At 56.2% G+C, this 18,149-nt stretch carries 21 protein-coding genes; 8 read left to right on the top strand and 13 right to left on the bottom strand.

Annotated elements, in window-relative coordinates:
• Window positions 1-161: 161 nt before the first annotated feature.
• The gene (locus ACZ5VE_RS13850; RefSeq protein ID WP_464455712.1) at window positions 162-488 is read right to left on the bottom strand and encodes a hypothetical protein; all 327 of its coding nucleotides are present in this window, start codon (window positions 486-488) and stop codon (window positions 162-164) included.
• Window positions 489-629: 141 nt separating this feature from the next.
• Between ACZ5VE_RS13850 and ACZ5VE_RS13845 the strand changes: the two genes are divergently transcribed.
• A complete protein-coding gene (locus tag ACZ5VE_RS13845) occupies window positions 630-1,397 on the top strand; it encodes a hypothetical protein (protein ID WP_464455711.1) in 768 nt (255 codons plus the stop codon).
• Window positions 1,398-1,490: 93 nt separating this feature from the next.
• Here the strand turns inward: ACZ5VE_RS13845 and ACZ5VE_RS13840 are convergent, their stop codons facing one another.
• From ACZ5VE_RS13840 to ACZ5VE_RS13815, 6 genes are read right to left on the bottom strand one after another with little or no spacing between them, the layout of a single operon-like run.
• Window positions 1,491-2,711: an MFS transporter gene (locus ACZ5VE_RS13840; RefSeq protein WP_464455710.1), complete on the bottom strand. Its 1,221-nt coding sequence runs from the start codon at window positions 2,709-2,711 to the stop codon at window positions 1,491-1,493.
• Entirely contained in the window at window positions 2,708-4,066 is a 1,359-nt protein-coding gene (locus ACZ5VE_RS13835; RefSeq protein ID WP_464455709.1) for an MFS transporter, read from the bottom strand. Before ACZ5VE_RS13835 ends, ACZ5VE_RS13840 begins: the two co-directional genes overlap by 4 nt.
• 4 nt (window positions 4,067-4,070) lie before the next feature.
• Window positions 4,071-4,880 carry a thioesterase family protein gene (locus ACZ5VE_RS13830; protein ID WP_464455708.1) on the bottom strand — a complete coding sequence of 270 codons (810 nt, stop codon included), beginning with the start codon at window positions 4,878-4,880 and terminating at the stop codon, window positions 4,071-4,073.
• Window positions 4,881-4,892: 12 nt separating this feature from the next.
• Complete coding sequence (locus ACZ5VE_RS13825) at window positions 4,893-5,663, bottom strand: enoyl-CoA hydratase (protein ID WP_448447424.1); 771 nt, start codon at window positions 5,661-5,663, stop codon at window positions 4,893-4,895.
• A 46-nt stretch (window positions 5,664-5,709) separates the two neighbouring features.
• Window positions 5,710-6,816 carry an alkene reductase gene (locus ACZ5VE_RS13820; protein WP_464455707.1) on the bottom strand — a complete coding sequence of 369 codons (1,107 nt, stop codon included), beginning with the start codon at window positions 6,814-6,816 and terminating at the stop codon, window positions 5,710-5,712.
• A gap of 52 nt (window positions 6,817-6,868) precedes the next feature.
• Window positions 6,869-7,429 (bottom strand): TetR family transcriptional regulator C-terminal domain-containing protein, encoded by a 561-nt coding sequence (locus ACZ5VE_RS13815; RefSeq protein ID WP_464455706.1) that lies wholly within the window; start codon window positions 7,427-7,429, stop codon window positions 6,869-6,871.
• Between the two features lie 98 nt (window positions 7,430-7,527).
• Here ACZ5VE_RS13815 and ACZ5VE_RS13810 point away from each other — a divergent pair, with 98 nt between their 5' ends.
• From ACZ5VE_RS13810 to ACZ5VE_RS13800, 3 genes are all read left to right on the top strand, one after another.
• A complete protein-coding gene (locus ACZ5VE_RS13810; protein WP_464455705.1) occupies window positions 7,528-7,932 on the top strand; it encodes a PaaI family thioesterase in 405 nt (134 codons plus the stop codon).
• A gap of 68 nt (window positions 7,933-8,000) precedes the next feature.
• A complete protein-coding gene (locus ACZ5VE_RS13805; RefSeq protein WP_464455704.1) occupies window positions 8,001-8,549 on the top strand; it encodes a TIR domain-containing protein in 549 nt (182 codons plus the stop codon).
• A gap of 9 nt (window positions 8,550-8,558) precedes the next feature.
• Window positions 8,559-9,089, top strand: coding sequence for a hypothetical protein (locus ACZ5VE_RS13800; protein ID WP_464455703.1), 531 nt, complete (start codon window positions 8,559-8,561; stop codon window positions 9,087-9,089).
• A 108-nt stretch (window positions 9,090-9,197) separates the two neighbouring features.
• On the opposite strand, the gene ACZ5VE_RS13795 is transcribed toward ACZ5VE_RS13800, so the two are convergent.
• Together ACZ5VE_RS13795 and ACZ5VE_RS13790 are read right to left on the bottom strand one after the other, a co-directional pair.
• Window positions 9,198-9,932 (bottom strand): HAMP domain-containing protein, encoded by a 735-nt coding sequence (locus tag ACZ5VE_RS13795; RefSeq protein WP_464455702.1) that lies wholly within the window; start codon window positions 9,930-9,932, stop codon window positions 9,198-9,200.
• A 55-nt stretch (window positions 9,933-9,987) separates the two neighbouring features.
• A complete protein-coding gene (locus ACZ5VE_RS13790) occupies window positions 9,988-11,070 on the bottom strand; it encodes a cytochrome-c peroxidase (protein ID WP_464455701.1) in 1,083 nt (360 codons plus the stop codon).
• Between the two features lie 310 nt (window positions 11,071-11,380).
• On the opposite strand from ACZ5VE_RS13790, the gene ACZ5VE_RS13785 reads away from it, so the two are divergent.
• Window positions 11,381-12,022, top strand: a complete 642-nt coding sequence (locus ACZ5VE_RS13785) for an MBL fold metallo-hydrolase (RefSeq protein WP_464455700.1) — start codon at window positions 11,381-11,383, stop codon at window positions 12,020-12,022.
• Between the two features lie 15 nt (window positions 12,023-12,037).
• Here ACZ5VE_RS13785 and ACZ5VE_RS13780 read toward each other — a convergent pair whose 3' ends face one another.
• On the bottom strand, window positions 12,038-12,910 hold the full coding sequence (locus tag ACZ5VE_RS13780; RefSeq protein WP_464455699.1) for a M48 family metallopeptidase: 873 nt from the start codon (window positions 12,908-12,910) through the stop codon (window positions 12,038-12,040).
• A gap of 73 nt (window positions 12,911-12,983) precedes the next feature.
• On the opposite strand from ACZ5VE_RS13780, the gene ACZ5VE_RS13775 reads away from it, so the two are divergent.
• The 3 genes from ACZ5VE_RS13775 to ACZ5VE_RS13765 all read left to right on the top strand — a co-directional run bounded on the left by ACZ5VE_RS13775 (window position 12,984) and on the right by ACZ5VE_RS13765 (window position 16,386).
• Complete coding sequence (locus ACZ5VE_RS13775) at window positions 12,984-14,321, top strand: AmpG family muropeptide MFS transporter (RefSeq protein ID WP_464455698.1); 1,338 nt, start codon at window positions 12,984-12,986, stop codon at window positions 14,319-14,321.
• 67 nt (window positions 14,322-14,388) lie between these two features.
• On the top strand, window positions 14,389-15,090 hold the full coding sequence (locus ACZ5VE_RS13770; protein ID WP_464455697.1) for a response regulator: 702 nt from the start codon (window positions 14,389-14,391) through the stop codon (window positions 15,088-15,090).
• Window positions 15,091-15,093: 3 nt separating this feature from the next.
• Entirely contained in the window at window positions 15,094-16,386 is a 1,293-nt protein-coding gene (locus tag ACZ5VE_RS13765; protein ID WP_464455696.1) for a sensor histidine kinase, read from the top strand.
• Between the two features lie 51 nt (window positions 16,387-16,437).
• Here the strand turns inward: ACZ5VE_RS13765 and ACZ5VE_RS13760 are convergent, their stop codons facing one another.
• From ACZ5VE_RS13760 to ACZ5VE_RS13750, 3 genes are all read right to left on the bottom strand, one after another.
• The gene (locus tag ACZ5VE_RS13760; protein ID WP_464455695.1) at window positions 16,438-16,641 is read right to left on the bottom strand and encodes a zinc-finger domain-containing protein; all 204 of its coding nucleotides are present in this window, start codon (window positions 16,639-16,641) and stop codon (window positions 16,438-16,440) included.
• A gap of 10 nt (window positions 16,642-16,651) precedes the next feature.
• Window positions 16,652-17,590 (bottom strand): branched-chain amino acid transaminase, encoded by a 939-nt coding sequence (locus ACZ5VE_RS13755; RefSeq protein ID WP_464455694.1) that lies wholly within the window; start codon window positions 17,588-17,590, stop codon window positions 16,652-16,654.
• Between the two features lie 102 nt (window positions 17,591-17,692).
• Window positions 17,693-18,133 (bottom strand): glycerate kinase, encoded by a 441-nt coding sequence (locus ACZ5VE_RS13750; protein WP_464455693.1) that lies wholly within the window; start codon window positions 18,131-18,133, stop codon window positions 17,693-17,695.
• Between the last annotated feature and the right edge of the window lie 16 nt (window positions 18,134-18,149).

The following is an 18,149-nucleotide window of genomic DNA, read 5'->3' as shown; positions in this document are numbered from 1 at the left end:
GGGTGAGTTCATCCAGCACGCCCCGCCACTTGACTGACGGGTACGCCGCACCGATAATCCATCTCACAAGTGGTGAACTTGATCTGGCTTAACGGCTAGGTGCAATGGGCCCGAGGTGACCGCCTCGGGCTTTTTGCGTTCTGGGTGAAAAATTTATTGATCTAAGTACTGCTGTCCCCCTGCGTGGGCACGGTCTTGTTTGCTTGGCTTGCTTGTGCCAGCCATTTGGCGACATCAAAACCCAAGGCAAATACTCCCCTGCGATTGGGAAGAGAGAACAATTCAACCTCTACTTGTCCACGGCGACGAGCTTGACGAAACGCAGCCAGTGATCGATAGCCCATGGCTTTGGCCAAGTCCCCGCCACCCAGGATTGGCCCATGTCGATTTCGAAAGTCTTCATACAAAACTTCAACCAATTCCATTGGCAAATTTGTCAAATTTCCACCTTGCTCGTATGTGGCAGGTGGTGAAGTTTTCGTAGTCATGACCATCTGTTTTTTCATTGGTCACGCAGTGTTCGCCAAATTGCATTGACAATCCACCCGAACAGAAATCAGTAATTTCTGTACTCTATTGAAATGCCTCAGCTTCTCACCCCACCCAAGCCTGGTAGGCCACCTCGAAACTTGTTTGATGTCTTGAGAACTCAGCTATGGTTTCACGTCCTGAAGCTGCGTTCGGGGTTGCCAAGTTCTTACGCGATCGAAAAAGCATTGGAACCTCACCTTGTCCGAACCTCAATCGATGGTGTGAACAGACCCAGAAAATGGGATAGCTATGAGCGTGGCACCCGCGTCCCCAAACGTAAGCACGATCAATCTGATGCAGTTGAAATCGCAGAGCAGCAATTTCCGGGAACGGCTTCTTGGTTTGACAATCCGATTTGGGACATCCTCAAGGGGGTAAAACATGATCGTTGGGCCCTGCAACGTCAGCTGCAGAAGCTTTCCCCGGACGTTGTCGATGTGTTGATCACTTGGGCTGGACAAATTCCTGGTCAGGCAGAACTTGTTGAGCTGACACCAGAGCACTTTGACCGCCTTGTAGAAATTGGCAGTTTTGATGCTTTGGTGGCGTCGGTCATCATGGCAAAGCTGTCAGAAGAAACTGCCTCAACTGAACTGCGAGACATGGCGCTCGCATGCTATGCGCGTCTACAACCTATCTTGGCCGATGCCCCTGAGACTTGCGTGTATTACCCAGAGTTGTTCACCTATATGGACAAGGTTTGCCAATACTGGATTGTTCTTTCACCTGGCAGGCGTATGAACATGCACCTTTTCTGGCACGGGCATGAGTGGGCAAAAGATCGGGTGGCCTATTACGGACCGAAACTTGCTCAATTGTCTCGCGCCAATGGATGGGGAAACGGGTGGGAAAGAGACTATTCCTAAGAACTTGTCATGCTGAGTTTTTAAGCATGACTGGATCACCCTAAGCGGAAACTTGCCACTCCAGCCAATGACCGCTATTCGGGCTATTTGATGTCAAGTTTGATGCATCAAAGGGCGGCGACCACCCCAAAAGGCTGCGCCCGCTGCAACCATGTTCAATGCCGCGCAGAGCAAAAGAACAGGGACATAACCACCAAAGACATCACGGACGACACCGTAAATCGTAGGCCCGAATGCCATGGTGAGCTGAATGAATGCCGCTGCAAATCCATAGATGATCCCAAATGAGGCTGCTCCGAATTCACGTCGAACGATGATGGGAGACAGCGTGGTGACATTTCCGCAGGTCAACCCGTAAGTGATGCTGAACATTACAAACGCCCAAGTAAGCGGCAACATGGCCAAACCCAGCAACGAGATTGCGGCAATCAGCAGCACGGCGGTTCCCACCAATCGCACATCCAGGTGATCCGCATAGCGGGCCAGCAACAACCGACCGATCAATGATGCAACGCCTCCAGCAAAAACTACCGTTGCCGCGCCCTCCACACCCAACACTGGAATAGCGATAGGTACATGGTGGCTTAGAAAACCAACCTGAACCAGCAAGCCAAGACCAAATGCCACCACGACCGTTTTGAATTGCCACGTAGCTGCTGCCTGTTGGAGGCTCCACTGGATGGACACAGGTGTCTGACCGTCCTTTTGGCTCTCCATCCCGTCCGGGTGTAAGCCCATGTCTTGTGGACGCCTCTTCAAGACAAATCCCGCCAAAGGCAAGACCAAGGTCACAGCGGCAATGGCTGCAATCAAGAAGGTCGTTTGGAATCCCCAAACCTTGATGCCACTCATCAGCAAGGGGGTGCCGATCATTCCTGCAATGCTGGCCCCCAACATGGAGGTAGACATGGCACGGCCTTGAAAGCGTTCAAACCATGGGGCCAGAGTGCTGCCAACCGTATTGGTGGACAGGCAAGCCATCCCTAGTCCCAAGACCAAGAAACTGCCGATCACGTGCCATTCTTCGGTGCAATACGGCATCAGCAATACACCTGTCGCCATGGCCAGTGCGCCAATCGCCACCACCAAACGCGGCCCATTCTTCGCAATGGTTTTCCCCACACTCACTGAAAGCAATGCACTCAAAATATATGCCGCCGTGACAGCCGTGGAGACGGTCGTCACAGAGAACCCCTGAAAACTTGTCAGGGCGTAGATGTAAACGCCCATGCCGAAGATGCCCAGAGACCAACTGAGGGTCACAAACAGCATGCAGGCGGCAACGATCCGCCATCCATAGAACATGGTTCTCATGATTTTCTTGAGTTCAGAAACTTGAAGGTTGGAAGCAACGTCAGTGAAGTCACTGCTGCCAAAAGCCACCAGCCAAATTGGAATGCCTCAAGTCGTGCTTGAAGAGATGCAGGTGAACCGACGATGGCCACGAACATTGCCACACCAATCGCAATCGAAGCTTGGCGCAGCATGTTGATTGCCCCCGAACCTGTTGCAAACGCATCGGGCGGCAAAGCCTGAGTCGCTGTACCCATCAATGCAGGGAAGATCAGTCCGACGCCAATGCCATTGCAGGTCATGCCCATGACGATCAATGCGGTATTGGGCTCTGTGCCGATGAATGAGGCCCAGATGCCAAAGCCCATCATGATGAGTGCCGTGCCCAAAGTAACGGGGTAAACAGCTCCACCGCGTTCGATCAATCGACCCGTGAGCAATGAGGCGGTCAGTGGCACCATCAGAGGGCCTGGGATGATGGCAAGGCCCGCTTGCAAAGCACTCCAGCCCCAGGCAGACTGTCCCCAAACTGCCACCGAGAACAGCATAGCCCCGAAACTGACCGAATACGGAATCATGGCCAAGGCGGCACCCGAATATGGTCGAATTCGAAAGAGTGCCGGATCAACCAATGGATTAGGTGACTTCAGAGAGTGAAGGCAGAACAAGCCCAACAAGACCAGCGATATCGCCATGCTTGAAATGACTTGCGGAGAGTGCCATCCCCAAGCATTGATTTTGACGATGGCAAAGATCAGGGCCGCGATCCCTGTCGTCACCAAGAATGCCGCGAGCAAGCTGGGTCGTTTCACATCGTGACCAGGAACATTCGGAAGATGCCGCCACCCGATCAGGATCGAACTGGCACCCAAAGTGGCGTTAGCTACAAAAACCCAGCGCCAGTCGATCGACACCAGAGCGCCGCCGAGCACAGGTCCAAGTGCTGCCGCCAAACCACCAATACCTGCCCAGTTGCGGACTGCCGCTCCCCGACGCTCAGGTGGGAATGTGGCCAAGATCAACCCAATAGAGGTTGGCGTCATGAGTGCAGCACCCGCTGCAGCGAGTACGCGATAGGCGACCAACTCCCAGACGTTGCTGGCGGTGGCGCTCGCCGCTGCTGCCAAAGTGAAAATGCCAACGCCAAGAATGAAACTGCGGTCGCGTCGATAGCCCTCAGCCAAGCGCCCAAAGAACACCAGCAATGCGGCATAGGCAATGGCATACCCATTCAGGACCCATGACAAATCCTCCAGCGGCACATCTTTGAATTCAGCCGCAATCTTGGGCAGTGCGATGTTGATGCTGAAGAGGTCTAGATTAGGGATGGCTGTGCCGACGCATGCGACAGCAAATATCTTCTTGAGATTGGCCATCTGTTCAACCAAAAATGGCCACGTTCTGGCGTGCGACGAGAACTGGTTTTCCGTCAGGGCTCCAGATCACTGTTTCTTGCGCTGAATAACCCTCCCGTGAGGTATTGGCAGTAGCTTGAACCAACCACCAGCCCGTCGATGTGAACGGCTTGTCGTCCAGCATGTCGATGGACCAAGTCATGGTGCTGATCGGGATGAACTCCTTGGACAAAACCAGTGAAGGTGGTGGCAGTGCATCTGCAAGCGCGAGCAGTCGCACCAGGCTGGCATCATCACCTGCATCGTGATGACGCAGCCAAACCGTCATTTCGGGTTTGGCCCCAAGGGTTCTTGGCCTTGCCCCCGCTGCAAGTCGGCCATCAAAATGGCTCATGAAGTTTGGACGGTCAGGCCAAACGTAATAGCCTGGACAGTCTTCCGGACCTGCGACCTTAGGCATGACAAACGATTGATGGTCGTGCGAAGAAGTGCGACCTGCGCCAAAACACAGTGTTGATCTGACCGCCAATCCGCTGTCACCCGTCAAATCGCAACCCACCAGAGTGGTGGACTTGCCCTTTCGCAGCACATCGGAAGAAATACTCAACTTGCCTGTGGCAGGCCCCACAAAGCAGAACTGCGCTGAACGCAAAGGCGGCAGGTCCTCAAGACTGCGTAGCGTTGCCTGCAAACACAGAGCCGCCGAGAGACCACCGTAGGCTGTGCGCCCCTGCAACCAATCGGCTGGCAGAACGATGCTGTGATTCCCGTTGTCTTGCACCATAGCGGCTGTCAAAACCGAAAATGGGGTCATCTCAGAAGTGATGTTGCTCATGGCGTTCTCCAATCAGGAGGTAAATTTGGTGAAATCGGGTTGACGACGTTCTGCAAAGGCACTGAAGGCCTCCCGTGCTTCGTCACTCTTGAGCCGTTCACCAAAGATTGCGCTCTCCTGCTTCATCCGTGCCAGGATCGTTTCGGCATCGCGCATCAGTTTTTTTGTCGCCACGAGTGAGCCTGCGGGCTTTTTGGCCAAGGTTTGGGCTGCACTGCGTGCCGCAGGTAGGACTTCATCTAGCGGAAGTGCTTTGTTTGCCAATCCCAATGCCACGGCCTCTGGGCCGCTGATGCTCTCACCCAGTGCAAATGCTGCAAATGCTTTGACATACCCAATGCGAGCTGGCATCAGCATGCTGGATGCAGCTTCTGGCACCAGCGCCAAATTGACAAAAGGCGCTGAGAGCTTGGCTGTGTCGGCCACATACACCAGATCGCAGTGCAGCAGCATGGTGGTTCCCACACCGACAGCGATACCGGGCACAGCTGCAACGATGGGTTTTTCAAATTGACCAATGGTTTGAATAAATGGCCCCGCCTGAGGCTCTCCACCTTTACCAGACGACACATTCGCAAAATCACCCAGGTCGTTGCCAGCCGTGAAGGCATTTCCCTCTGCACCAATGAGAACGGCGCGAATGGATTTGTCGTGCCGGGCACTTTCCAGCGCTGCACGCGCTGCGCGGTACATGTCGTTGGTCAGGGCGTTCTTTTTATCGGGTCTGGCAAATATGATTTCCAGTACGCCGTCTTGCTGTTCGATCTTGATGTGTTCAGTCATTTATGGTCTCCTAAGGTTGCGTTCGATGAAACGTGTTGCTTCTTTCTCAGGCCGTTTGCCCATCAAGAAATTCGTAATCTGTGTACCCGGCTTCACCGCCGCCATAAATGGTCTTTGGATTGGGTTCATTGAGCGCCGCACCTGAAACCAGCCGTTTAGGCAAGTCAGGGTTGGCAATGAACATGCGGCCAAATCCCACCAAGTCAGCGATGCCTGCATTCAGAGCGGCCTCGGCTGTCTGCGCTGTAAATCCACCTGAAGCAATCAACGGGCCGGTAAACATTGGGCGGAACAAGGTGCAAACGGATTCGGGGGCAGCCAAGTTCTTCTCTGCCGTCAAGCCTGCCCGCGCTTGTGGCTCGATCAAATCCAAATAAGCGATGCCTTGCTGGGACAACTTCGTGATCACGTAGGTGTAGAGCGCCGCAGGATCACTGTCGGCCATATCGCCCACATCGCTGTACGGTGACAATCGCACCCCAATTCGGTCCATCGGCCAGACTTGCGCCACGGCTGCCAGGACCTCAAACAGCAAGCGTGCTCTGTTTTCGATGGAACCTCCATAAATGTCTTGGCGCTGATTTGAGTTGTCTTCGAAGAACTGTTGGAGCAAGTAACCATTGGCGGCATGGATTTCGACACCATCAAAGCCTGCTTTCATGGCGTTTTCAGCAGCCCGCTTGTACGCGGCCACGATGTCTTTGATTTCGTCCTGCTCAAGAGCATGTGGCACTTCATGGGGGACCCGACCGAACGTGCTTGTGAATGCGTTGCCCTTGGGCGCTATGGCTGATGGTGCAACGGGCAATACGCCACCTTCTTGCAGTGAGGAGTGCGAGATTCGACCCACATGCCAAAGTTGCAAGACAAAGTGAGCACCTTTTCCTTTGACGGCCTTCACCACCTGAGTCCAACCCTCGATCTGTTGATCTGTATAGATGCCCGGCGTTTGCGGGTATCCCTGGCCCTGCTGTGAAATCTGGGTGGCCTCGGCAATGATCAACCCACCAGGGGTTGCCCGTTGCGCGTAATAGGCGGCAGCAAAAGGCGACGGCACCCCATCAGCCCCGGCACGCATGCGGGTAAGAGGTGGCATCACGATGCGATGAGACAGTGCCAACGCACCAAGTTTGAATGTGGAGTTGAGTTTCATGAGATGACCGGTCGTCTTGATTTTGATTAAAAAAACAAGGGGCATCAGCCCCTCATGCGAAAAATCCCGCAAATACGACTTGCTCGAAGTCTTCCATTGCTGATCCGTTGAGTTCTACCTTTGAACGCAGAACAGCCCCTTCCCAAGCATTTACCAAAAATGCGGCCAAGGCTTTGGGTGGAATTTGAGCTTTGAGCTTGCCCGCAGACTTTGCATCCTCAATACAGCGCTCAAGCGCAAGACTCCAGTCTGCATAAATCTTGGTCAGACGTTCCCTGAATTCAGGGTTTCCGGACATTTCTGAGCTGAAGTTGCCGATCATGCAGCCGCGCTCGTATTTGATTTTGGCCAATGCTTTCGAGAGCTTTTGAAAATGCTGACGGAGTCGCTCAACAGGGTCAATTGAATCATCGGCCAGCAAGGCACGCCGGGCTGTACCGTTGACCCAGAACATTTCCAGCGCCGCCATAGCAAGCGCCTCTTTACTTTCGAAGTGGTTGTAGAACGACCCCTTGGGCACACCCGCAGCTTGGGTAATGTCCTGAACTGCACAGCCATTGAACCCTTGCGTATGCAGGGTTCGCAGACCAGCTTCCAGCAGTTGTTCGCGCACGTTTGGCTTAGGCATGGATCGAATAATATGACCAGTCGTCTTAAATGTCAATCAAGCATAAAACCCTTTCCCAAACGGGATGAGTACAGGAGCCATCAATGGACCATCTTCACCTGCTGCAACAAATCAACGCCACTGCTCAGTTCAATCAGTGGGCCGGGTTAGAGGTCCTGCGCGCCGGTGAAGGACACGTTGAACTGGCCCTCAAATGGAAGGACGAGTTGGGTCAATACTCGGGGTTCTTGCATGCTGCTTTGATTGGTGGTCTGATCGATACCGCATGTGGTTTCGCTTCGGCGACCGTGGCAGGCCCGAAAGTCTTGGCATCCAATTTTTCGGTCAATTGCTTGCGTCCTGCGGTCGGTGAAATCTTCCTCGCAAGAGCAAAAGTCATCAAAGCAGGGAGGACCCAAGTGTTTACCGCATGTGATCTGTTTGCGGTCAAAGATGGCGTGGAAAAGCTAGTCGCAAACGGACAAACGATTCTGACCGTTGCCAGTTGAATTAAGCTTAAAAGCTAGCGATCCTAGGGGCGGCCATTGACGGTTTTACATCACTAGCGAGGTTATTCATGACAGGGTTATTCGGAGGCAGTCACTGGTCGAATTTGGCAAATACACTTTATAGGCCACAGCGTCGAAAAATTTTCATCAGCTACCACCATAGCGGTGACCAATGGTTCTATGACGAGTTCTCACGACTCTTTCACGACGAGTGGGAGACGGTATTCGACAATTCGTTAGAGCGACAAATTGATAGCGACAACACTAACTATGTCATGCAACGCATTCGTGACAACTACATCACAGGCACGTCATGCACTGTCGTGTTGATTGGCGGGCAAACACATCAGCGCAAATATGTGGACTGGGAGATTAAAGCTACGCTCGACAAGGAGCACGGCCTTATTGGAATAGTTTTGCCTTCTCATGCAAAGAGCTGGGACGGCAAGATCATTGTCCCTACCCGATTCCACCAGAATATAGAAACTCGATATGCGAACATGCTCTATTGGGAGCACCTTAGTGCAGTCAAGCTTCAGCAAGCTGTTGAAATGGCCGTGGCAGCACCTAAGAGACTTATTGACAACTCTGGCACCATGAAGGCAAAAAATGGCTAGGAGATCCGTATGGCAGTGATGAAGAAGGGGACTTTTTCTATAGACATAGGCTTTGTGAAGCTTGGTGCAGACTTCGAGGAGTCAGATCGGCAATGCGCTTGGGAGTTGTACACCGAACTTGCGACTCGCGTTGCTCTTACTGGGAAACCAAGGAATGACGATTGCACGGACTTTTCGGGTGAAGTTTGGGCCGAAAGCCTTGCCTCGGTCTACACCTTTTTTGGTGAAGCTCGAAAGATTATGCGAGCATTTCCCGTTGGCACGCTTGGGAAAACAAAGACCGAAAATCATCTCGGCGCATTGATTCATCGATTCATGCGTGACGTGCTTCGGCCATTCCTTGAGACTTGGCAGGCCGAATACCGCTACTGGTGGGAAAACACTTCAGACAAAACGCTTTCTCCTTTCGCGCGACAGGATGCCTATCCACGAGCAAAAGAATTGTTGAGTCAATGGAGTGATGTGCGTTCTATCATGCGTGCCATTCAGGATGAACTTGTAGCAGCTTACAAGCTAGTGGATGTGACCAAGCTTGCCTAAAAGTGCATGGTGCCAACTTTAACTTGGCGTAGTGTTTTTCATCCAGCAAACGATTCTGGTCATGAACACTAGTCCATTTGGACATGTTGCTGGACTAGCTGATCAGATTCACTGGAATACGCAGTTGACGTTGCGCATGACATCACCAATTTCGTCACCGCGCCCGGCCAGGTGAGGCTCCATCGGTAAGCGCACCGTCAATTCGCCTTGGGCCAAGCGCCGTGTGGCTTCCTGCACAGCGGCCAGAGGCTTGGTCCAGCGGCGTGCCAGCCGGGTTGCGGTTAACAAAGCCAGCACGATCAGCCCGAGAGTCCCTGCGGCAATCAGCGCGTATTGGTCATGCAAAAAGCGGGCTTCGGCGCCGGTGCGCACGATGGGATCGGGTCTCATGCGGGCCCATGCAACCACTTGGTCTTTGGCATGCACGGAGCGCTCGATCATGGGTCCACTACCCGGACGATCGATACTTGGCGACCCGAGCAGCAAAGCACCATTCAGTCCCCGTACTTGGATACGCTCTGGAAAAGGGGCCGAATTGCGCTCATGCGGTGGCGGTGATCTGCCTGGCTGGCCAGACGACCCAAGAGGACCGGGATTGATTTCATTCAGCAAGTCGCGCATGTTCAGTTGACCGGCCAATAATTTATCCAAGCCGTCCTTTTGGGTGATACGGGCCTCGACAACGCCCACGAAACGCTCGAAATGCCGCACATCACGCTCGGCCAGATACGCCCCAAAGCCATTTTGAAGATGCCACGCCGTCAACCCACCCAAGGACAACACCGCCGCAGCCGTAAAGCCAAGCAGCGTCAGTGAAAGTGTATGAAATAGGCGAAAACGCATGGGTGGATAAGTACCGTTAGGCAATGATCAAACTGATTTAACCTGACACGGCATCTCAACGCTTGACCAGCGGTGATCTCGAAGGGGCTGTTCGATCATCGGTCAGTGTGCGCAAAAAAGCCACCAAATCTGCCACATCTTCCGCAGTCAGGACAGGTGTATCGCCCGGGCGTAACCCGAAAGGGCGAACCATATTGACGTTGGCGCGCAAGCTAGCAGGCAAATCGTTGAACTTTTGCACTTGTCCGTTCACCGTTGGATACCAAAGCTCCGGGCGAAGGTCTCGTGTGGCATAAAAAGACACCGCCTGGCTCAGTGTCGTCACACTGGCATTGTGAAAGTAGGGAGCGGTCAGCTCAATGTTGCGCAAGGTCGGCACTTTGAATTGTCCGCACAAATCGGTTCGAGCCGTTAAATCCGTACGCTTGGGACCACAAAGGCCCATGTCAAAAAAGCTCGGGTCAGCGTTGGCCTGAATTTGTGTGTTGCGTGGCAACCCGAGCGCCGAATAGCCAAAGTTGGTGAACAGCGGACGCTCGCCCTGGGCACCGGTCTGGCTGGAGTGACAAGAGATGCAATTGCCTTTATTGGCATCATTGAACAAACGCAGCCCACGATCCTCTTGGGCTGTGAGCGTCGCGGTACCATCCAGATAGCGATCAAACTTGCTGTTGAACAGCAGGTAGTCGGGGTCCAATTGCTGGTAAGTTTGGAGGGCCTTTGTGAGTTGATCGAAGATTTGCTCATCGCTCGGAATTGCCGGCAGGCCAAAAACACTGACGAAGTCTTTGTAATAAGGTAACTGACGCACCTTGGCAGCCACCGCAGATGCGTTGGCATTGGCCATTTCACTGGTGTCCAACAAGGGACCTTGCGCTTGTTCGGCACGGCTACTTGCACGACCGTCCCATGTGAATCCACCAAAAGCCTGACCGTTTTCAAAACGAAAAGGCAGATTGGTCTCTAGGTACAACAATGTCGGACTGCTGCGAAAACCTTGGACTGTCATGGAGATGCCCCCAAGAGGCAGGCTCGTGCCAGAGGCATCGGCGTGGGCGTTGTCGTCAGTATGGCAACTGGCACAGGCCATCTGCCCATTGGCAGACAAGGCTTTTTCTGCAAACAAGGCTTGTGCCACGCTCAATTGGGTGGGTATGACAGACGGTGCGACGGTGGCTGATTCTTGTCCTCCACAAGCACTGAGCATGCCTGCTATGCAACACAACCAACCCAACTTCAAATTTCGCAATTCCATGTTTATTCCATCTCGATCGACCTGTGACCAGACGACGGTAAATTAGAAATATGGAGGAATTATGGAGAGCGCGGTGCTAAGCAATTGAATCCGCCAGACTTCAATCAATTTGGTGGAATTCATCTTGAAAAGTGATCCGGGGGGGTAAATACGAGTTCGAAACTTTGTTATCAAGTGCCTTTAACATTCAGGGATGCTTCAATACCAAACCATCCCCGTCACCCCCTTCCAGCAAAACTGTTCCCTGATCTGGGACGACCAGACGCGTCAAGCGGCTGTGGTGGACCCGGGCGGTGACCTTGACTTGTTGCTGGGCGCCATCAAGAGCCTGGACCTCCAGCTCGAACAAATTTGGATCACGCACGGCCACGTGGACCACGCATCGGGCACGGCCGACTTGGCTGAGCAATTGGGCGGCTTGCCGATCATTGGGCCGCACCCGGCCGACCAGTTCTGGATCGATGGCTTGCCTGCTGCGGCGGCGGCCTATGGGTTTCCACCTGCGCGGGTCTTCAAGCCCACGCGCTGGCTGGCCGATGGCGACACCGTCACCTTGGGTGCACACACTTTGCAGGTGCGCCACTGCCCGGGGCACACGCCGGGCCATGTGGTGTTTTATTCGCCAGAGATCAAGCGTGCTTTTGTGGGCGATGTGCTGTTTGCCGGCAGTATCGGGCGCACCGATTTTCCGCAGGGCAATCACGATGATTTGATCGCCAGCATCACCCAACGCTTGTGGCCCATGGGCAATGACACGGTGTTCATTCCTGGACATGGCCCCGAGAGCACCTTTGGCCGTGAACGCCAGTCCAACCCTTACGTGGGCGGGACCTGAAGCGGTCGGGCAAGCTCAGCCCTTGGCGGCTTGCTGATACAGGTGTTGCACCTTGGGCAAGTTGGCTTCGAGTTCCTGAATGCGGTTGGCACCACTGGGGTGAGTGGACAGGAACGACGGGCTGCCATTGCCACTGGCTGCCTGCATTTTTTGCCACAGGCTGACACTGGCTTCGGGTTTGTAACCAGCCCGGGCGGCGATCTCCAGGCCCACCAGGTCTGACTCGGTTTCGTCATCCCGGCTGTATTTCAGTGTGAGCAATTGGGTGCCCAGATTGGCGGCCACATCGCCCAACGAGCCCAAGCCCAAGAGCTGCGACGCAATCGACAGACCGAAGCTGGTCGCTTGGCTTTTGGCCAGACGTTCGCGGGCGTGTTCACGCAGGGCATGTGCCATCTCGTGCCCCATGATCATGGCCGCTTCGTCATCGCTCAGTTTCAGTTGGTCTAGGATGCCGGTGTAGAACGCGATCTTGCCGCCGGGCATGCACCAAGCGTTGATTTGTTTGCTGCCAATCAGGTTGACTTGCCACTTCCAGTCACGCGAACGCGGGTTCCACTGGGCGGTGTGCGGAATCAGTCTTTGGGCGATGGCGTGCAGCCGTTGCAGTTGCGGGTGGCCATCGGGGGCCAGTGCGCCTTTGGCCCGGGCATCTGCCAAAACCTGTGTGTATTGTTGCCGTGCCGAGGTCTCCAGCGTCTCGGCGGGGACCAGTTTGCGCAGGCTGGAAGATGAGCCCACGTCCACTTGGGCCAGAGCCGATCCGGCGGCTGTGGCGCCTGCAGCCAACATGAATGCGCGCCGGGCTTGCCAGCGTGGTGCTTTCAGATCGGGCGCGTCTGGGGCTGCATCGGCAGAAGGGGTTTTGAGGTCGCAAATAAAGCACATGGTTTGCAAATGATAGCGACTTGCCTGGATTCAAGGTGGCCAATGCCGGGCGCAGGCGTCCGATAATGCCCCCATGTCTGAAACTGCCCCTTCTTCCGAGACGCTCCCCCGCACTGTGCGCACTTGGCGCGAAGCCTTGCGCCTTTATCTGCAACCGGCCAGTTTGCGCATGCTGGCACTGGGCTTTGCAGCGGGCTTGCCGCTGCTGCTGGTGCTGGGCACGCTGAGCTTTCGGCTGCGCGAGGCGGGCATTGACCGCAGCACCATTGGCTACCTGAGTTGGGTGGGCCTGGCCTATGGGGTCAAGTGGATGTGGGCCCCGTTGGTGGACCGCATGCCCATTCCTTGGCTCACGCGCCAGTTGGGGCGTCGCCGCAGCTGGCTGCTGTTGTCGCAGATCGTCATTGCAGGCGGGTTGGTGGGCATGGCGTTCAACGACCCCTCGCAATTGCTTGGCCCCTTGGTGGCCTGTGCCTTGGCCGTGGCGGTGGCTTCGGCCACGCAAGACATTGCGCTCGATGCCTACCGCATCGAGTCGGCCGAAGTCAACGCCCAAGCCGCGCTGGCTGCCAGCTACCAAACGGGTTACCGCCTGGCCATGATCTGGGCGGGTGCGGGGGTGCTGTGGATTGCCGCTTGGGCCCAAGGTGAGCAAACCACGGGCTATGCCCAAGCCGCATGGCAATTGGCCTACCTGGCCATGGCGGCCAGCATGCTGCCGGGCATGCTCATGGTGCTGGGCTCACCCGAGCCGGTGCCTGCGCCGATGAAGCCCGCCCGCAATCTGGCCGAGTGGTTGCAAGGCGCGCTGGTCGACCCTTTTGCCGATTTCTGGCGTCGCTACCGCTGGCAGGCGCTGCTGGTGTTGGCCTTGATCGCGGTGTACCGCATCAGCGACGTGGTCATGGGCATCATGGCCAACCCGTTTTATGTGGACATGGGTTTCACCAAATCCGAGGTGGCCAGTGTGACCAAGGTGTATGGCGTGGTCATGACGCTGGTGGGCGCCTTTGTGGGTGGCGTGCTGTCGGCCCGCTGGGGTGTGATGCGCATCCTCATGCTGGGTGCGGTGCTCAGTGCGGTGAGCAATTTGTTGTTTGTCTGGCTCAGCGGCGTGGGGCACGATGTGACGGCTTTGATCTGGGTCATCTCGGCCGACAACCTGGCCAGCGGCATCGCCTCGGCGGCGTTCATTGCCTATTTGTCTTCGCTCACCAACATCAGTTATTCGGCCACGCAATACGCGCTGCTCAGCTCCATGATGCTGCTCTTGCCCAAATTCATGGCGGGTTTTTCGGGTGATTTTGTCGATGCCCATGGCTATGCCAGCTTCTTCACCGCCACAGCCTGGTTGGGGGTGCCGGTGCTGTTGCTGGTGGCGCTCGCATCGCGGGTGCATGCTAGGGCCTGAGGCCGGAATTTACCGATCTTTACCCGAGCGACACGATGGGCCTTCAAACGCAGGCGATGATGATCCGATGCAACACATTTTGATGATCGAAGACGATGCCCGCCTGGCAGCCATGGTGTCTGACTATCTGGGGCAAAACGGCTTTGGCGTGGACCATGCGCCCGACGCCCAAAGTGGTTTGACCCGTTTGCAAACCACAGGCGTGGACTTGGTCATCCTGGATTTGATGTTGCCCGACATGGACGGTTTGCAAGTTTGTCAGCGCATTCGCGCATTGCCGGGTGCGCTGGGGCAACTGCCAGTTCTCATGCTGACGGCCAAGGGGGACCCGATGGACCGCATCATCGGGTTGGAAATGGGGGCCGATGACTATTTGCCCAAACCTTTTGAGCCCCGAGAGTTGCTTGCCCGCATCAAGGCCATCCTGCGCCGCAAAGGCAGCTCGCCCGAAGCCAGCGCGCAAGTGCTCCAATTCGGCTCTCTCGAAATCGACCGCGACGCCCGTCGCGTCTCGGTGGCTGGGCAGGTCTGCGATTTGACCTCTTACCAATACGACGTGTTGGTGGCGCTGGCCGAACGTGCGGGCCGTGTGCTCACGCGTGACCAGATCATGGAGGCTGTGCGCGGGCGCGAACTGGAGGCCTTTGACCGCTCCATCGATGTCCACATGGGCCGCATTCGTGCCGCCATTGAGGCCGACCCGAAAGCGCCACAACGCATCCTCACGGTGCGTGGCGTGGGCTACGTGTTTGCGCGGCAGCAGGATTGAAGCATGGCCCTTCAAGCTTTGTCGAGGCGGTGGTCACGCCATTTGTATTTGCGCATCTGGCTGGCCGTGGTGGCGGGCGTGGCTTTGCTCATGCTGGTGGTGGGCTGGGCCTGGCGCGCCAGTGTGGAGCACAACACCCCGCTGCCGGTTCCGCGTGAATGGGTGGTGCTGAACGCCCAAGGTGAAGTGTTGGCCACGACGTCGCGAACCGCGCCAGGGGCTCCTTTGGAATTTGATTTGACCTTGCCCGATGGGCAGCCGCTACAGCTGACGGTTCAACGCAACGGCGAACGTGGGCACCCTCCGGGCATGGAGCCGCAGATGCACGGGCGCATACAGCCACACATGCCACCCCATGCGCGCAATGAACCGCCTTGGTGGGCGAAGCCACCGTACGGATTTTTCTGGATGTTGGGTTTGATCGGACTGGCGGTGGCGCTGGGCGTCTACCCGGTGGTTCGCCGTTTGACACAACGCCTTGAGGGCTTGCAGCGCGGCGTGCAGCGCTGGGGTGACGGCGACTTGTCGGTGCGTGTGCCGGTGCAAGGTGACGACGAAGTGGCCGATTTGTCGGAACGCTTCAACGCGGCGGCCGAACGCATCGAAGGCCTCATGGCTTCGCAAAAATCCTTGTTGGCCAATGCCTCGCACGAGCTGCGTTCGCCATTGGCCCGCATCCGCATGGGTTTGGAGTTGATGGATGCACCCGCTGCCGACCCCGCCATGCGGGAACGCACGCGCACTGAAATCTTGCGCAACATGACCGAGCTCGATCAGCTGATTGATGAAATTTTGCTGGCCAGCCGCCTGGACGCGAAAGAGGCGGACATTGGCAAGGTCGAAGCGGTGGACCTGGTGGGCTTGTGTGCCGAAGAATGTGCACGCGTGGGTGCGGTGCTGGAGGTGCCACAAGGTCTGTCTCAGCTGGAGGTGCAGGGCGTTGCCAAGCTGCTGCGGCGCATGGTGCGCAACCTGCTGGAAAACGCCAGACGCTACGGTGCCACCGGGGCAGATGGCGGTGACGTGGTCTTGTCCTTGTCACGGCAAGGCCTGCAGGTCCACATCCAGGTGTGCGACCAAGGGCCTGGTGTGCCCTTGGTTTGGCGTGAACGGATTTTTGAGCCTTTCTTTCGTCTGCCGGGCGCCAGTGAGCGCGTGGGCGGGGTGGGCTTGGGGCTCTCGCTCGTCAAGTCGATTGCCGAGCGGCATGGCGGCGCAGTGCAGTGTGCAGACCGTCCCGGCGGCGGCGCTTGCTTTGAAATCAGCTTGCCCCAAAGCAAAACGGCGAACACCTGAGTGTTCGCCGTGGGCTTGCCGTGCCATCGCAAGGATGGCCGTGCTTGAGTCTCAGTGGTGCTGGCCCACCACTTCGCCCGCTTTCAGTTTGTAGACCGTGCCGCAATAAGGGCACTTGGCTTCGCCGTTCTTGGCCACGTCCAGGTAGACCTTGGGGTGGTTGTTCCAGAGTTTCATGTCGGCTTTGGGGCTGGGGCAAAAAACGCCGCCCTGGGGGTTCAGGTCGGCGGCCAGCAGTTCAACGGGTTTGCTCATGGTGTTTTCCTTAAACCAATGTCAGCCAGTGGGCGTATTGGGGGTTGCGGCCGTTGACGATGTCAAAGAACGCGCTTTGGATTTTTTCGGTGATCGGGCCGCGGCTGCCTTCGCCGAGTTGAATGCGGTCGAGTTCGCGAATCGGCGTGACTTCTGCTGCGGTGCCGGTGAAGAAGGCTTCGTCGGCGATGTAGATTTCGTCGCGGGTGATGCGCTTTTGCACGATCTCCAGGCCCAGGTCCTTGGCGATGTGGAACACCGTGTTGCGGGTGATGCCGTTCAAGGCGCCAGCCGACAAGTCGGGGGTGTAGATCACGCCGTCTTTGACCACAAAGATGTTTTCGCCAGCGCCTTCGGACACAAAGCCCGAGGTGTCCAGCAACAGGGCTTCGTCGTAGCCTTCGTCGGTCACTTCCATGTTAGCCAGGATGGAGTTGGTGTAGTTGCTCACGGCCTTGGCCTGCGTCATGGTGATGTTGACGTGGTGGCGGGTGTAGCTGCTGGTCTTGACGCGGATGCCGCGCTTCATGCCTTCTTCGCCCAGGTACGCGCCCCAGGTCCAGGCGGCCACCATGATGTGGATGTCGTTGCCCTTGGGGCTCACGCCGAGTTTTTTGTCGCCGATCCAGGTCAGTGGGCGGATGTAGCCGCTTTCCAGCTTGTTCTCGCGCACCACGTCGCGTTGGGCTTCATTCACCTGCTCTTTGGTGAACGGGATCGCCATGCGCAGGATCTTGGCGCTGTTGAACAGGCGGTCTGTGTGCTCTTGCAGGCGGAAGATGGCTGTGCCTTGCTCGGTTTTGTAAGCGCGCACGCCTTCAAAGGCGCCGCAGCCGTAGTGCAGGGTGTGGCTCAACACGTGGATCTTGGCATCGCGCCAATCGACCATCTGGCCGTCCATCCAGATTTTGCCGTCGCGGTCTGACATCGAAGGAATGACAACGCTCATGAAAGTGTCCTTTGAAGAAGGGGCATTAAACAGTGCAAAAAGTGATTTTAAGGGCTGGCGCAGAGGGCCGCCGCCTCAATGGTGCGGTTTGGCGACCCGGTTTCAGTGTGCTGCGTTCGAGGTGACGGTGGGTGGGTTTTCGGCCGTCTCTTCAGGGCCTGGGCGCTCAAGTGTCCACTCGGTCAGTTTGCCGCCCACAAAAGTGCCTGTCACATGCGATTGGCCTGCGTCTGTCCAGCGAAATATTTCAGGCTGTGCGTCTTTTTCGGTCAACAGTTGGCCCAAAGACCGGGTCATCGCAATCACATGCATCAAGGTCGCGCCTTTTTGCAGCTTGGCGTTGAGCATCACGGCGCTGGCGACATGCCCAATGGGGCGGTTGGCCGCTTTTTTCAGGATGGTCACCATGCGGGTGAAGTGCAGCAAGATCCACATGACCACGCCGCCCGCAGCCAGGGCAATGCCTGCCCATTGAAACGCGTGCCAGGCACCGATGGTGAAAATGACGATGGCCGCAGGGGCCAGTATTTTGTTGAAATTCATGGAGGCAGATTGTGCC

Source organism: Limnohabitans sp. INBF003 (assembly GCF_055396645.1).
The sequence above is the reverse complement of the archived record's forward strand: the minus strand, read 5'-3'. Positions and strand labels throughout refer to the sequence as shown.